Origin of the sequence: Archangium violaceum (assembly GCF_016887565.1) — a bacterium.
Classification (GTDB): Bacteria; Myxococcota; Myxococcia; order Myxococcales; family Myxococcaceae; genus Archangium; species Archangium violaceum_B.
This window is the reverse complement of the sequence record NZ_CP069396.1, coordinates 3,699,749-3,715,474: the sequence shown is the minus strand read 5'-3', so window position 1 is coordinate 3,715,474 and position 15,726 is coordinate 3,699,749. Positions and strand designations below refer to the sequence as shown.

Below are 15,726 nucleotides of genomic sequence, written 5' to 3'. Positions count from 1 at the left end.
ACACGCGCTCAGTGCGCCGGGCAGGCCAGCGCGAGTCCCTGCTCCATGGACGCGCGCGACGTCACCTGGCTCGCGAGCCCCGCCACGCCCTCCTGGAAGAAGGCCTCGCGCGCCTGGGCCACTGCCTCGCGTGAGTGCACCGTCACCGCCGAGCCGGAGGCATCCACCACCTCCACCGCCCCATCCGCGCGCTCGTACGCCCGCACCAGCAGCGCGCCCGCCTCGTCCCGCACGGCCATGCCGTTGTCCAGCGGCTCGAAGTAGCGCACCACCGGCTCCTGGCCCTCGCGCTCCAGCGCCACGCGCATCACTCCGCTCTGCTCGTCTCGCGACAGCCGCAGCGTGTCCGTGGGGCTCAGCCGCACGATCCGCGAGCCGTCCTCCTGCGGCTCCGCGCTCGCCAGCGGGTTGCTCCCCGTCCAGAACTCCAGGCTGTTGAAGACGATGGCGTCCACGAAGGTGCCCACCGCGTACACCGGGATGATGCTGAAGCCGAGGAACACCAGCCACCGCACGAACTTGTTGTCCGAGACACTCTCGTTGAGGCCGTAGATCTTCCGCGTCAACGCGAACGAGCCGAAGCAGCCGGACACGTGCAGCGACAGGACGGTGGCGAACAGCGCGGCGAACAGGCGAGACGGACGCGACTTCATGAATCCTCCTTGAGGGCGCACCGGCTCGTCCGGCACGCCAGCGCGCGACCTTATGCCCATTTGACGCGAAAAGGGCCAGGAGAGGCATGACCCTCACCCCGGCCCTCTCCCAGAGGGAGAGGGGATGTTCTCGACTAATGCGCTTCCTTCGCCACCGGCACCACCGCCGGCCCCGTCGGCTTCTTGTTTCCGCCCTTCGCCCACTGGTCCAGCCAGTCGAACACCGTCTCGTGCCACTGGATGCTGTTGGCCGGCTTCAATACCCAGTGGTTCTCGTCCGGGAAGTAGAGCAGCTTGGACGGAATCCCCCGCCGCTGCAGCACCGTGAACGTCGACAGGCCCTGCGTATCCACCACCCGGAAGTCCTGCCCGCCGTGGATGACCAGCATCGGCGTCTTCCACTTCCCCACGTGATCGATCGGGTTGTGCTTCGTGTACCCCTCCGGCTTGTCCCACGGCGTTCCACCGTGCTCCCACTCGGGGAACCACAGCTCCTCCGTGTTGAAGTACGCCAGCTTCTCGTCGAGGTTGCCGTCGTGGTTCACCAGGCACCGGAACCGCTCCGGCATCTGGCCGGCGATCCAGTTGATCATGTACCCGCCGTAGCTCGCCCCCAGCGCGCACACCTTGTCACCGTCCAGGAAGCCGTAGCGCTTGATGGCCGCCTCCAGGCCCTTCTGCAGATCCTCCAGCGGCTTGCCACCCCAGTCCCCGCTGATGGAGTCCGTGAAGGCCTGGCCGTAGCCCGTGGAGCCGTGGAAGTCGACCATCACCGCCGCGTAGCCCCGGCCCGCGTACGTCTGCGGGTTCCACCGGTAGTTGAAGCGGTTGCCGAAGCTGCCCTGCGGGCCTCCGTGGATGAGGAACGCCACCGGGTACTTCTTCTTCGCATCGAAGTCGACCGGCTTCACCACGTAGCCCCGCACCGTCTCGCCATTCCAGCCGGCGAACTCGAACTGCTCGTAGTCACCGAAGCGGATGCGGGCCAGGGTCTCCTCGTTGACGCGCGTGAGCTGACGCACGTCGCTCCCATCCGCGCGCGCCGAGTACAGGTCCGCGGGCGCCTTCAGATCCTCGCGCAGGAAGATGACGCGGCCGTCGGCCACCGGCTGCGGATCGACGGCACCACCCTTCCCGCTGATCGCACGCACCTGGCCACTCGCCACGTCGATGGAGAAGGCGGGGTGCTGGCCCATGTCATCCGCCGTGACGAGCACCGACTTCCCATCCGGCATCCAGGTGAGCGAGCCGGGCGAGCGGTCCCACGGCTCGGCCAGGACACGCTCCTTGCCCTCGGGCCACGAGCGCAGCACCACGCGCAGCCGATCCGACTCGAAGCCCGGGCGCGACATGGCCAGGTACGCCAGCGTCTTGCCGTCCGGGCTGAACACGGGATGGGTGTCCGTGGCGCGGTTCTTCTCGGTGAGCTTCCTCGGCGTGCCGGGCTTGTCCAGCGGGGCCAGGAACAGGTCCAGGTCCGTGGACCAGGACTCGGTGTTGCCCACGTCGCGCGCGGTGAAGACGAGCCCCTTGCCATCCGGGGTGAAGGTGAACTCGTCGGGGCCGCCGAAGGGCTTGCTGGGACCGTCGGCGTCCATGCCCGCCATCACGTCACGCGGGGCGGCGCTGCCGTCCACCGGCAGCACGAAGAGGTGGTTGCGCCGGCCATCCGCCCACGAGTCCCAGTGACGGACGAACAGCTTGTCGTAGACGCGGCCGGTGTTCTTCTGCTGCGTCTTCGCCTTCAGCCGCTGGGTGTTGCACTCCAGCGTGGCGCAGTCGGGGAAGACCTCCAGGGCGACGGCGAGCGTCTTGCCGTCCCGCGACAGGGCGAAGGCGCCCACGTCCAGGGGCAGCTTCGTGACGTTCTGGGCCTCGCCACCATCCAGCGGCAGGCGGAACACCTGGCTGGACCCCCCGCGCGAGGAGAGGAAGAAGAGGCTCTGACCATCCGGGCTCCAGACGGGCTGCCCCTCGCTCTCGGGGGAGTGGGTGAGCTGACGCAGGCCACTGCCGTCGGCGTTGATCAACCACAGGTCGGTGCGACCCTTGTTGGCTTCCAGGTCGGTGGAGCGCAGCACGAAGGCGATGCGCTTGCCATCGGGAGAGGCGCTCGGACTGCTGATCCGGCGCATCGAGACCTGGTCCTGGATGGTGTACGGCTGCGTCTTGGCGGGAGCGGCGGCGAGGGCGAGCGCCGCCATGAGGGAGAGAGACAAAGAGGCCTCCGTGGGAGTCAACCGCTCGCGGGCTCCAGCGTGTGCCGGGGCGCGAGGCGGGTGGACGGTGCCCGTTCCAACCGTTGCTGTCCACCGTTCATGCCCGACGGAGCCAGGAGCAATCCACCCCGAGCCGCCCACCCATACGCCGAGTCAACCTCCCCTCTCCCTCCGGGAGAGGGACGGGGAGAGGGTACCCGTCCCCGTCCTCCCACCGTGAAACGAGAAGCACCGCGTCAACCGCGGGCGGCACGAGTCCCGGAGCGGGACTTCGTTCCCGTACCCGGGCCGGAGCGTCCGGATCTGGCGGAGGACTTGCCCTTCCGGGTGTTCACCGGCGGCTTGCGGGCGGAGCCGGAGGACTTCTTCTTCGAGGCCTTCACGGGGGACTTCTTCCGGGGCGCGGGGGCCTTCTCCTCCTCACTGGGGGCGAGGATGGTGCCGCGGCAGGTGGCGGCGCCGCAACGGCAGACGTAGAGCTGCTCCTCCTCCTCGCCCATGTCCTCGGTGCGGTCGTAGGCGTAGTCGTAGCAGAGCTCCTCGCCCTCGGCGATGGGGCGCAGGGCGTAGATGTAGATGCGGTCCCCCTCGAGGAAGGCCTGGCAGTTGGGGTCGCACGAGTGGTTGATGAAGCGCGCGTCATTGCCCTCGTAGGCGGCGTCGATGACGGTGTCCTCGTCCACGTTGAAGAGGAAGGTGTGGTGGCGGGACATGGAGGTGTCGTCGTAGCGCTCGTCCGCCTCGGCCTGGGAGATGCGCTGGCCGACGTACTCGATGATGCGAGCGCCCTTGCGGATGGGCCGCGTGGCGAAGGCGCCCTGTCCCTGGATGGACGAGGGCCTGAGCACGAAGGGCTGGGGCGAGAGGGTGGGCATCTTGCGGGAGGAGGGCTTCTTGGTGGTGGGAGCGGGCATCGGAAAGTGCGTTGGAGACGCGCCAGGGAAGGCGCGGTAGGGTGCCTCAGTCGGACCTCTGAAGGAAGAAAGGCGCTCGGCGATGCGGCTGTGGCTCATTCTTGGCGCGGCAAGCGCGTTCATATCCGTGGCGGCGGGAGCATTCGGCGCGCACGCGCTGAAGACAAGGCTCTCCGCGGACCTGCTGACCATCTTCGAAACCGGCGCGCGCTATCAGATGTACCACTCGCTGGGTCTGATCGCGATGGGTCTGCTGATGCAGCTGCGTCCCAACCCCCTGTTGAACGCCGCGGGCTGGGCCATGCTCGCCGGCATCGTCCTCTTCTCCGGCAGCCTGTACGCGCTGGCGCTCTCCGGGGTGCGCGTCCTGGGCGCCATCACGCCGTTCGGAGGGGTCGGCTTCCTCGTCGGCTGGGTGTTGTTCGCGCTCGCCGCCTGGCGGCAGACGGGCTGAGCCGCGCGGCTCCATTCCATTCCCGGGCGAGGCTCCCGCTCCCCCGCTCCCTCTGTGCCCGGGCCCTCGACGGGTGCATCTCCTCCTCTGGATAGCCACCCTATCCGCCAGGAGGTGAGCGCCCATGGCGGACGAGCCCGAAGGCTTTGGAGAACAGGGACAGGACTTGCGCGCCCAGCGGCGCGGGACGAAGCGCACACGGACGTATTCGCTCTTCCTCGACGACCTGCGCGAGAGGAGCGGCCTGCCGAGCGAGCACGCGGAGAAGGCCCTCTTGTCGGTGCTGTGCACGCTGGAGCAGTGGCTCCTGCTGGGTGAGGAGGACGACCCGCGGACACGGCTGCCGATGAAGCTCCAGGAGGCGCTCCAGGCCTGTGCCCCCCGGGGCGAGCCTCCCTCGTGGAAGTCCGGCGTGGACGCGCTGCTCCAGCAGGTGGCCGGGGACCTCGGCGGTGACACCGCCCGGGCCGAGAGCATCACCCGGGCCGTCTTCGCCACGGTGCGCGCGCATATCAGCGAGGGCGAGGCCGCGCAGGTCGGCGACGAGCTGCCAGTGGACCTGCGAGCGCTCTGGGCCCGCTCCATCTGACACCGCGGGAGACACCGCTGGAGCACGAATCAGGTTTGTTCCCAGCCACTCGTTCCATGAAGTAGGGTCCGCCGCCTTCATGGACGACACGCCGCAACCCCAGCTCGGTGCAGTGCTACGAAGGGCCCGCGTGCATCTGGACCTCACCCAGGAGCAGGTGGCCCGGGCGGTGGGTTTCGCCCCGGAGGTCTACGGGCGTGTCGAGCGCGGGGACATGTTGCCCAGTGTCCCCAAGCTCTGGCAGCTGTGCGTCACCCTGCGTCTGTCGGCCGATGTACTCCTCTCCTTGAAGCCCCGGGAGCCGTCCTCTCCGGAAAAACCGACGGCGGACGAGCCCGCCGAGTCTCCCGAGCTCCGGCGCCTCATCATGCTCGTGTGCGAGCTGCCCCCCGACAGGTTCCGCTTGTTCCGCATCCTCGTCCGGGCCATCACCCACCCCGACGAGGAGTGTGGGCGGTAACCCGGCCCCGCCGTCGCGTCTACTCTCGCCCCGGGTCATCCGCCATCCGACATCCGCCGACGCGGATTGTCGTCCATCGGGCACTTCCCAGCAGGCCTCGGGACACCCAGTGTCATGCGTCAGACAGTCCCTGGGACGGCTGGCCGTCTGGACGTCAGTCAGCCGACAGCCACCGACCCCTTCGCGCTGGGTCGGAAGGTGAGAAGGCTGTAAAGAGGTGCGACGTCTGATCTTCGGACGGCTCGCGCGCCCACGGCTCCGACCATCATGTCTTCCCCCACCGCGCTCCCGCGCGTCGACGTGCTCACCGTTGATGACACCCCAGCCAACCTCCGCTCCCTGGAGGTGCTGATGGCGGACCTGGGTGCCAACGTCGTCACCGCCTCTTCCGGAGACGAGGCACTGCGGCTGCTGTTGGATCGCGACTTCGCCCTCATCCTCCTGGACGTGCAGATGCCGGGGATGGATGGCTACGAGACGGCCAGCCTCATCCGCATGCGCGAGCGCACGCGGCACATCCCCATCATCTTCATCACCGCCTATACCCGCAGCGAAGTGAACGTCACGCGTGGCTACGAGCTGGGCGCGGTGGACTACCTCTTCAAGCCCATCGTCCCGGAGGTGCTGCGCACGAAGGTGGCGGTGTTCCTGGACCTGCACCGCAAGAAGGAGGAGGTGCGGCGGCAGGCGGAGTTGCTGCGGCAGGCGGAGAACCGCGAGCACGAGCGGCAACTGGCCGAGGCCCGCTCGCACTACGAGCGCTCCCTGCTGGAGCAGGAGATGGAGCGCGAGCGCAAGGTGTCCGAGGCCCGCGAACAGCGCGCCCAGGAGCTGGCGCGGCTGGTCCAGGAGAAGGAACAGGCCCAGTCGGCACTGCACGAGAGCAACGCGCGGCTGCGGCTGCTGGCGGACACCGCCAGCCGGCTGCTGAAGGGCACCGACGGGCGCACCCTGCTCGACGGCGTCCACGGCCAGCTCACGGCCCACATGGGACTCGAGGTGTGCCTGGGCTACCTCGTCCAGGAGGGCCGGGGCGCGCTGGAGCTGGCGACCCACGCGGGCATCCCGGCGGCCATGCTGCCGCGGTTGGAGCACCTGGAGCCCGGACAGGGCGTCGCGGGCCGGGTGGTCGCGGAGAACCAGCGCTGGGTGCTCGACGGTGGCGCCGCCGCCAACGGGCCCCTCCCGGACGCCGCGCCGGAGCTGGGGCTGTCCGCGCTCGCGTGCTACCCGTTGATCAGCCAGGGACGCGTGCTGGGCACGCTGGCCTTCGGCACGCGCACCATGCGCGTCTTCTCCCCGGACGAGCTGTCCCTCATGCAGGGCGTGTGCGATCAGGTGGCCGTGGCGCTCGAGCGCGAGCGGCTCATCGGCGCGCTGCGCGAGGCGGACCGCCGCAAGGATGAATTCCTCGCCATGCTCGCCCACGAGCTGCGCAACCCCCTGGCCCCCGTGCGCCACGCGCTCGAGGTCTTCCGGATGCGCATGTGGCAGGACGACATCATCCAGCGGGCCATCTCCAGCGCGGATCGCCAGGTAGCGCACATGACGCGGCTGGTGGATGACCTGCTGGACGTCAGCCGCATCACCCGCGGAAAGGTGGAGCTCAAGCCCATCCCCGTGTCGCTGACGGAGTTGGTGGAGGGCGCCGTCCAGGCCTGCGAGCCCATCATCAGCCAGCGCCACCACGAGCTGAGCGTGTCCCTGCCATCCGAGCAGGTGACGCTGAACGTGGACCCCACCCGCATGACGCAGGTGGTGGCCAACCTGCTGCACAACGCGGCCAAGTACACGCCCTCCGGCGGGCAGATCCACCTGCGCGCCGAGCGCCAGGGCGAGGAGCTGATGCTGAGCGTGCGCGACAACGGCATCGGCCTGAAGCCGGAGATGCTCCACCGCGTCTTCGAGCTCTTCGTCCAGGTGGATCCGGGCAGCGACCGGGCCCAGGGCGGGCTCGGCCTGGGTCTCACCCTGGTGCGCAGCCTGGTGGAGATGCACGGCGGCAGCGTGAGCGCTCGCAGCGAGGGGCCCTCCAAGGGCAGCGAGTTCACCGTCCGCCTCCCCCTGCCCCCCGAGATCCCCGCGGCGATCTCGCTGCCGAGCATGGTGAAGGCCGCCGCCTCCCTCAACAAGCTGCAGCCGCTCCACATCCTCCTGGTGGAGGACAACCCGGACATCCGCGAGACGCTGAAGGATCTGCTGGAGCTCCACGGTCACCGCGTGGAGGAGGCCAGCGATGGGCGCTCGGCGGTGGACATGGTCCTCTCCCAGCGCCCCCAGGTGGCCCTGGTGGACATCGGGCTGCCGGAGCTGGACGGCTACAAGGTGGCGGAGCTCGTCCGCGCCTCCGCTGGCGGCTCCACCACCCGGCTCGTGGCCCTCACCGGCTACGGCCACCCCGAGGATCGCAAACGCGCGCTCGAGGCCGGCTTCGATGCCCACCTCGTCAAGCCCGTGTCCTCGGACGACCTGTCACAAGTCTTGAAGAAGCTCTGTACAGCGGCCTGACGGCCGACCCACCCCCTTCAACCCCCCTTCCGCCGACGGACGCCCCACCCGCCCCCCGGGTGAAGCCCCTCGCGCGGACCCGCAGTCGCAGCACAGGAGACGCCCCACACCATGGCCACGCAGCCCGAGAAGGCGCAACCCGAGAACGCGCTCGACACCAAGCTCCTCCTCAAGACGCTCCAGTCCGTCCGCAAGGGCGACTTCCGCGTCCGCATGCCCGAGGACAAGACAGGTACCACGGGAAAGCTCTACGACACGCTCAACGAGATCATCGCCCTCAACGAGGCGATGGCGCACGAGTTCGAGCGCATCAGCCATGTGGTGGGCCGGGAAGGCCGCATCTCCCAGCGCCTCTCGGTCAACGGCGCCTCCGGCGGCTGGCTGTCGAGCGTGGAGGCGGTGAACTCGCTCATCACCGACCTGGCGCAGCCCACCACCGAGGTGGCGCGCGTCATCGGCGCGGTGGCCAAGGGTGATCTGACCCAGACCATGGCGCTCGAGGCCGAGGGCCGCCCGCTCAAGGGCGAGTTCCTCCGCACCGCCCAGGTGGTCAACAGCACCGTGGCCCAGCTCTCCTCGTTCGCCAGCGAGGTGACGCGCGTGGCCCGCGAGGTGGGTACGGAAGGAAAGCTGGGCGGTCAGGCCGTCCTTCGCGGCGTGTCCGGCACCTGGAAGGAGCTCACCGACAGCGTGAACCTGATGGCCAGCAACCTGACCGACCAGGTGCGCGACATCGCCAAGGTGACCACGGCGGTGGCCAACGGCGACCTGTCCAAGAAGATCACCGTGGACGTGCGCGGTGAGATCGCCGAGCTGAAGAACACCATCAACACGATGGTGGACAACCTGAACACCTTCTCCGGCGAAGTGACCCGCGTGGCCCGCGAAGTGGGTACCGAGGGCAAGCTGGGTGGTCAGGCGCAGGTGAAGGGCGTGTCCGGTACGTGGAAGGACCTCACGGACAACGTGAACAGCATGGCCAGCGGCCTCACCGCCCAGGTGCGCGACATCGCCAAGGTGGCGACCGCGGTGGCCAACGGAGACCTCGGCCAGAAGGTCACCGTGGACGTGAAGGGCGAAATCCTCGAGCTCAAGAACACCATCAACAAGATGGTGGACAACCTGAACACCTTCTCGGGCGAGGTGACCCGCGTTGCCCGCGAGGTGGGTACGGAGGGCAAGCTCGGCGGTCAGGCCCAGGTGAAGGACGTCGCCGGCACCTGGAAGGACCTCACGGACAACGTGAACCAGATGGCCAGCAACCTCACCGCCCAGGTGCGTGACATCGCGGACGTCACCACGGCGGTGGCCCGCGGTGACCTGAGCAAGAAGGTCACCGTGGACGTCAAGGGTGAGATCCTCGCCCTGAAGAACACCATCAACACGATGGTGGACCAGCTCTCGTCCTTCGCTTCCGAAGTGACCCGCGTCGCTCGCGAGGTGGGCACCGAAGGAAAGCTGGGCGGTCAGGCGCAGGTGCAGGGCGTCAGCGGCACCTGGAAGGACCTGACGGACAGCGTGAACAGCATGGCCAGCGGCCTCACCGCCCAGGTGCGCGACATCGCCAAGGTCGCCACCGCGGTGGCCAACGGAGACCTCGGCCAGAAGATCTCCGTGGACGTGAAGGGAGAGATCCTCGAGCTGAAGAACACCATCAACAAGATGGTGGACAACCTCAACACCTTCTCCGTCGAGGTGACGCGCGTCGCCCGCGAGGTGGGTACCGAGGGCAAGCTGGGTGGCCAGGCGCAGGTGAAGGACGTGTCCGGCACCTGGAAGGACCTGACCGACAACGTGAACTCGATGGCGAGCAACCTGACCGCCCAGGTGCGCAACATCGCCGAGGTCACCACCGCCGTTGCTCGCGGCGACCTGTCCAAGAAGATCACCGTGGACGTGAAGGGCGAGATCCTCGCCCTGAAGAACACCATCAACACGATGGTGGATCAGCTCTCGTCCTTCGCTTCCGAAGTGACCCGCGTCGCCAAGGAAGTGGGTACGGAAGGAAAGCTGGGCGGCCAGGCGCAGGTGGAAGGCGTCGCCGGTACGTGGAAGGACCTCACCGACAACGTGAACCAGATGGCCAGCAACCTGACCGCTCAGGTGCGCGACATCGCCAAGGTGACGACCGCGGTGGCCACGGGTGACCTGTCCAAGAAGATCTCCGTGGACGTGAAGGGCGAAATCCTCGAGCTCAAGAACACCATCAACACGATGGTGGATCAGCTCTCGTCCTTCGCTTCCGAAGTGACCCGCGTCGCTCGCGAGGTGGGTACCGAGGGTAAGCTGGGTGGACAGGCCGTCGTGCGCGGGGTCGCCGGTACGTGGAAGGACCTCACCGACAGCGTGAACAGCATGGCCAGCGGCCTCACCGCCCAGGTGCGTGACATCGCCAAGGTCGCCACCGCGGTCGCCAATGGTGACCTGGGCCAGAAGATCTCCGTGGATGTGAAGGGAGAGATCCTCGAGCTGAAGAACACCATCAACACGATGGTGGACAACCTGAACACCTTCTCCGGTGAGGTGACCCGCGTCGCCCGCGAAGTGGGTACGGAAGGAAAGCTCGGCGGTCAGGCCCAGGTGAAGGGCGTGTCGGGAACGTGGAAGGACCTCACCGACAACGTGAACTCGATGGCGAGCAACCTCACCGCCCAGGTGCGCAACATCGCCGAGGTGACGACGGCGGTGGCCCGCGGAGATCTCTCCAAGAAGATCACCGTGGACGTGAAGGGCGAGATCCTCGAGCTCAAGAACACCATCAACACGATGGTGGACCAGCTCTCCTCGTTCGCCTCGGAAGTGACCCGCGTCGCCAAGGAAGTGGGTACGGAAGGAAAGCTCGGCGGTCAGGCCCAGGTGAAGGGCGTCAGCGGCACCTGGAAGGACCTCACGGACAACGTGAACAGCATGGCCGGCAACCTCACCGCCCAGGTGCGAGACATCGCCAAGGTGACGGCCGCCGTGGCCAACGGAGACCTGTCCAAGAAGGTCACCGTGGACGTGAAGGGCGAAATCCTCGAGCTGAAGCAGACCATCAACACGATGGTGGATCAGCTCTCGTCCTTCGCCTCCGAAGTGACTCGCGTGGCCCGCGAGGTGGGTACGGAAGGAAAGCTGGGCGGCCAGGCGCAGGTGCAGGGCGTCGCCGGTATCTGGAAGGACCTCACCGACAACGTGAACAGCATGGCGAGCAACCTCACCGCCCAGGTGCGAGGCATCGCCACGGTCGTGACGGCGGTCGCCGCCGGTGACCTGAAGCGCAAGCTGGCCCTCGTCGCCAAGGGTGAGATCGCCGCCCTGGCCGACACCATCAACGGGATGATCGACACGCTGGCCACCTTCGCCGACCAGGTGACCACGGTGGCCCGCGAGGTGGGTATCGAAGGAAAGCTGGGTGGCCAGGCCCGCGTGCCCGGCGCGGCCGGCACGTGGCGCGACCTGACCGACAACGTGAACTCCATGGCCGGTTCGCTCACCACCCAGGTGCGCTCGCTCGCCGAGGTCGCCACCGCGGTGGCCAAGGGCGACCTGACCCGGAGCATCTCGGTCGAGGCCCAGGGCGAGATGGCCGCCCTGAAGGACAACATCAACCAGATGATCGCCAACCTGCGTGACACCACGCAGAAGAACACCGAGCAGGACTGGCTGAAGACCAACCTCGCGCGCTTCACCCGCCTGCTGCAGGGTCAGCGCGAGCTGGAGACGGTCTCCAAGCTCATCCTCAAGGAGCTGGCGCCCCTGGTCCAGGCGCAGCACGGCGTCTTCTACCTCATGGACGGCGCCGACAAGAATCAGGTGCTGCGGCTGCTGTCCACCTACGCCTACAAGGAGCGCAAGAGCCTCGCCAACTCCTTCAAGCTGGGCGAGGGCCTGGTCGGTCAGTGCGCCGTGGAGAAGGAGCGCATCCTCCTCACGGACGTGCCGGACGACTACATCCGCATCAACAGCGGGCTGGGTGAGTCCAAGCCGCTCAACATCGTGGTCCTGCCCGTCATCTTCGAGGGCAACGTGAAGGCCGTCATCGAGCTGGCCAGCTTCTACCGGTTCAGCGAGACGCACCTGTCCTTCCTCGACCAGCTCACCGAGTCCATCGGCATCGTGCTCAACACGATCGCCGCCGGCATGCGGACGGAGGAGCTGCTCAAGCAGTCGCAGAGCCTCGCCGACGAGCTGCGCAGCCAGCAGCAGGAGCTCACCGAGACCAACCGCCGCCTGGAGCAGCAGGCCAAGAGCCTCCAGGCCTCCGAGGAGCGCCTCAAGCAGCAGCAGGAAGAGCTGCAGCAGACCAACGAGGAGCTCGAGGAGCGCAGCCGCCTCCTCCAGGTGCAGAACATGGAGGTCGAGCGGAAGAACCGCGAGATCGAACAGGCCAAGGTGTCGCTGGAGGATCGCGCCCAGCAGCTCGCCCTGTCCTCCAAGTACAAGAGCGAGTTCCTGGCCAACATGAGCCACGAGCTGCGCACGCCGCTCAACAGCCTGCTCATCCTCTCCAAGCTGCTGGCGGAGAACTCCGAGGGCAACCTCAGCGGCCGTCAGGTGGAGTTCGCCCAGACGATCCACGGCGCGGGAAGCGACCTGCTCTCCCTCATCAACGACATCCTGGACCTGTCGAAGATCGAGTCCGGAACGATGAGCGTGGACGTGGACGAGGTGTCGCTCGACAGCCTGAAGGACTTCGTGGAGCGCACCTTCCGTCAGGTGGCGGTGGACCGGAAGCTGGGCTTCAAGCTGGAGTTCGCCCAGGGCCTGCCCTCGCACATCCTCACGGATGGACGCCGGCTGCAGCAGGTGCTCAAGAACCTGCTGGCCAACGCCTTCAAGTTCACCGAGGAAGGCCACGTCACCCTCGACGTGCGTCCGGCCCGCGGTGGCTGGAGCATCGATCACCCCGTGCTCAACCAGGGCGGCTCGGTGCTCGCCTTCTCCGTCATCGACACGGGCATCGGCATCGCGGAGAGCAAGCAGCGCATCATCTTCGAGGCCTTCCAGCAGGCGGATGGCACCACCAGCCGCAAGTACGGCGGCACCGGTCTGGGCCTGTCCATCAGCCGGGAGATCGCCAAGCTGCTGGGTGGTGAGATCAAGGTCGTCAGCGCCCCGGGCAAGGGCAGCACCTTCACCCTCTTCGTGCCGCAGACGTACGTGCCGGCCCCCAGCCAGCCGCGCCCGCAGCAGTACAACGGCAATGGCAACGGGAACGGCAACGTCTCCAACCGGGCGGCGTCCGAGGAGCGGCTCAACGCCCTGCGCGCGGAGGTGGAGACCGCCATCCAGGACGCGGAGCTGGCCCGGGAGGAGGACGTCGAGGACGACCGGCGCGGCATCCAGCCGGGAGACCGGACGCTGCTCATCATCGAGGATGACATCGTCTTCGCCCGCATCATCCTCGGCCTGGCGCGGGAGCGCGGCTTCAAGGGCCTGGTCGCGCTGCGTGGCGACACGGGTCTGGCCATGGCGCGGCAGTTCCGGCCGGATGCCATCACCCTGGACATCGGGCTGCCGGTCATCGACGGGTGGAACCTGCTGGACCGCCTCAAGCACGACAGCCGCACCCGCCACATCCCGGTGCACATCATCTCCGCCAGCGAGGAGGAGCGCAGCCGCGGCCTGAGGTTGGGCGCCCTGGCGGTGCTGCAGAAGCCGGCCACCCGCGAGGTCCTCAGCGAGGCCCTGGGCCGGGTGAAGGGCTTCATCGAGCGGCCGGTGAAGAACCTGCTGGTGGTGGAGGACGATCAGCGCCAGCGCGACAGCATCGTCACCCTCATCGGCAACGGCGACGTGAAGACGACGCCGGTGGGCAGCGGACAGGAGGCCCTGACCGCCATGCAGGAGAAGTACTTCGACTGCGTGGTGCTGGACCTGGGCCTGCCGGACATGACGGGCCTGCAGCTCATCGAGGCGATGAAGCGGCAGGGCCACACCCCGCCCATCATCGTCTACACGGGCAAGGAGCTCACCGAGGAGGAGGAGACCGTCCTCAAGCGCGTCACCGACGCCATCATCATCAAGAGCGTCAAGTCGCCCGAGCAGCTGCTGGACGAGACGGCCCTCTTCCTGCACCGCGTGGAGGCCAACCTGCCCGAGAACAAGCGGGCGATGATCAAGCAGGTGCACCAGAGCGATCCGGTGCTCGCCGGCAAGAAGGTGCTGGTGGTGGACGACGACGTGCGCAACATCTTCGCCCTCACCAGCGTGCTGGAGAAGCACAAGATGCAGGTCATCTACGCGGAGAACGGCCGCAAGGGCATCGAGCTCATCCGCGCCACGCCGGACCTCAACGTGGTGCTGATGGACGTGATGATGCCGGAGATGGACGGCTACGAGACCATGCGCGCCATCCGCCAGGTCAACGAGCTGAAGACGCTCCCCATCATCGCGCTCACGGCCAAGGCGATGAAGGGTGACCGCGAGAAGTGCATCGACGCGGGCGCCAGCGACTACATCACCAAGCCCGTCGAGACGGATCAGCTGCTCAGCCTGCTGCGCGTGTGGCTGTTCCGCACCGCGGACCGCACGCGCACCATCGGATAACGCAACCAACGGGTAGCGAACCAACGGGTCACGGAAGATGAGCGAGAGCGCGGCGCGTGAGGTGGTGGAGGGTGAGATGACCCTCGAGGAGATCGAGCTGGATCTGCTCCTCGAGGGGCTCGTGCGGCGCTACGGACTGGACTTCCGTGGCTACGCCCGCGCGTCGCTGAAGCGGCGGGTGTGGAACATGGTGCACGCCCAGAGGCTGGAGACCATCTCCGCGCTTCAGGCGCAGGTGCTGCACGACTCCTCGAAGATGGAGTTGTTGCTGCAGCACCTGTCGGTGAACACCACCACCATGTTCCGCGACCCGAGCTTCTTCGTGGCCTTCCGGGAGAAGATCGTTCCGCACCTCTTCTCGGCGCCCTTCGTGCGCATCTGGCACGCGGGGTGCTCGACGGGGGAAGAGGTGTACTCGCTGGCCATCCTCCTGATGGAGGCGGGGCTGTACGAGCGCAGCCGCATCTACGCCACGGACATGAACGCGTCCGTGGTGGAGCGGGCCAAGTCGGGCATCTTCCCGCTGGAGCACATGCGCGAGTACACCGCCAACTACCTGCGGGCCGGGGGCTCGGCGGCCTTCAGCGACTACTACACGGCCAACTACGACCACGCCATCTTCAAGGCCCCGCTGCGCAAGAACATCGTCTTCGCGCAGCACAACCTGGTGAGCGACGGCACCTTCAACGAGTTCAACGTCGTGCTGTGCCGCAACGTGCTCATCTACTTCGGCACGCAGTTGCAGGAGCGCGTGCACCGGCTGCTGCACCAGTCCCTGCGGCGCTTCGGCATCCTCGCCCTGGGCCGGGGCGAGACGCTGCGCCACACGGTGCTGGAGAACGACTACGACGAGGTGGATTTCCAGGAGCGCCTCTACCGGCGCCGCGCCTAGCCCTCAGTGAGGGGCCGGCGGCGGGGACTCCGTGCGATGTTCGGGAGGAAGCTGCTGCTCCACCTGCTTGCGGATGACGCGCTTGGTGGCGATCTCCTCCTCCTCCGTCCGCTGGCGCCGTCGCACCAGGCCCTGGGACTCATCCACGAACCAGAAGAGGACCCGGAAGAAGGCCGCGATGACGGAGAGGAGGACGGAGGAGAGGAACCAGCTCAGCACGCTCCCCACCCAGCCCCCCACCACCACGCGGATGGGATAGGTGCCCGTGAGCGGCACCAGGACGAAGGCCACGTAGTGCGAGACACAGTAGGGGCAGGAGACCAGGTAGCCACACCACGTCTCCTTCCCCCCCAGACGCGCGCGCAAGGACGCGAAGATGCGCTCCCTGGCGATGGTCTGGGAGATTCCCATCACCACCGCGGCTACCGCGAAGAGCTGGAACAGGTCCGTCATTCCCCCAAGGTGGGGATGCATCGCGGCAACCGCCTGGGCCTCCAGTCCATATG

Annotated in this window: 10 protein-coding genes; 6 read left to right on the top strand and 4 right to left on the bottom strand. The window is 67.6% G+C overall.

Translation table 11 applies throughout. The features are described from left to right. Positions 1-8: 8 nt before the first annotated feature. The 3 genes from JRI60_RS15415 to JRI60_RS15405 all read right to left on the bottom strand — a co-directional run bounded on the left by JRI60_RS15415 (position 9) and on the right by JRI60_RS15405 (position 3,786). The gene (locus JRI60_RS15415; RefSeq protein ID WP_204226622.1) at positions 9-653 is read right to left on the bottom strand and encodes a DUF3332 domain-containing protein; all 645 of its coding nucleotides are present in this window, start codon (positions 651-653) and stop codon (positions 9-11) included. 134 nt (positions 654-787) lie between these two features. Next, positions 788-2,872 (bottom strand): alpha/beta hydrolase family protein, encoded by a 2,085-nt coding sequence (locus JRI60_RS15410; RefSeq protein WP_204226621.1) that lies wholly within the window; start codon positions 2,870-2,872, stop codon positions 788-790. A gap of 236 nt (positions 2,873-3,108) precedes the next feature. Further along, positions 3,109-3,786, bottom strand: coding sequence for an SET domain-containing protein (locus JRI60_RS15405; RefSeq protein ID WP_204226620.1), 678 nt, complete (start codon positions 3,784-3,786; stop codon positions 3,109-3,111). Positions 3,787-3,868: 82 nt separating this feature from the next. Between JRI60_RS15405 and JRI60_RS15400 the strand changes: the two genes are divergently transcribed. From JRI60_RS15400 to JRI60_RS15375, 6 genes are all read left to right on the top strand, one after another. Continuing rightward, positions 3,869-4,240, top strand: a complete 372-nt coding sequence (locus tag JRI60_RS15400) for a DUF423 domain-containing protein (protein ID WP_204226619.1) — start codon at positions 3,869-3,871, stop codon at positions 4,238-4,240. Positions 4,241-4,364: 124 nt separating this feature from the next. Continuing rightward, the gene (locus JRI60_RS15395; RefSeq protein ID WP_204226618.1) at positions 4,365-4,829 is read left to right on the top strand and encodes a DUF2267 domain-containing protein; all 465 of its coding nucleotides are present in this window, start codon (positions 4,365-4,367) and stop codon (positions 4,827-4,829) included. A gap of 79 nt (positions 4,830-4,908) precedes the next feature. Continuing rightward, the gene (locus tag JRI60_RS15390) at positions 4,909-5,289 is read left to right on the top strand and encodes a helix-turn-helix domain-containing protein (protein ID WP_204226617.1); all 381 of its coding nucleotides are present in this window, start codon (positions 4,909-4,911) and stop codon (positions 5,287-5,289) included. A 267-nt stretch (positions 5,290-5,556) separates the two neighbouring features. Continuing rightward, positions 5,557-7,797 carry a response regulator gene (locus JRI60_RS15385; RefSeq protein ID WP_204226616.1) on the top strand — a complete coding sequence of 747 codons (2,241 nt, stop codon included), beginning with the start codon at positions 5,557-5,559 and terminating at the stop codon, positions 7,795-7,797. 111 nt (positions 7,798-7,908) lie between these two features. Further along, positions 7,909-14,328, top strand: a complete 6,420-nt coding sequence (locus tag JRI60_RS15380) for a hybrid sensor histidine kinase/response regulator (RefSeq protein WP_204226615.1) — start codon at positions 7,909-7,911, stop codon at positions 14,326-14,328. Between the two features lie 37 nt (positions 14,329-14,365). Next, positions 14,366-15,220, top strand: a complete 855-nt coding sequence (locus JRI60_RS15375) for a CheR family methyltransferase (protein ID WP_204226614.1) — start codon at positions 14,366-14,368, stop codon at positions 15,218-15,220. Positions 15,221-15,223: 3 nt separating this feature from the next. On the opposite strand, the gene JRI60_RS15370 is transcribed toward JRI60_RS15375, so the two are convergent. Next, positions 15,224-15,673 carry a hypothetical protein gene (locus tag JRI60_RS15370; protein WP_204226613.1) on the bottom strand — a complete coding sequence of 150 codons (450 nt, stop codon included), beginning with the start codon at positions 15,671-15,673 and terminating at the stop codon, positions 15,224-15,226. Between the last annotated feature and the right edge of the window lie 53 nt (positions 15,674-15,726).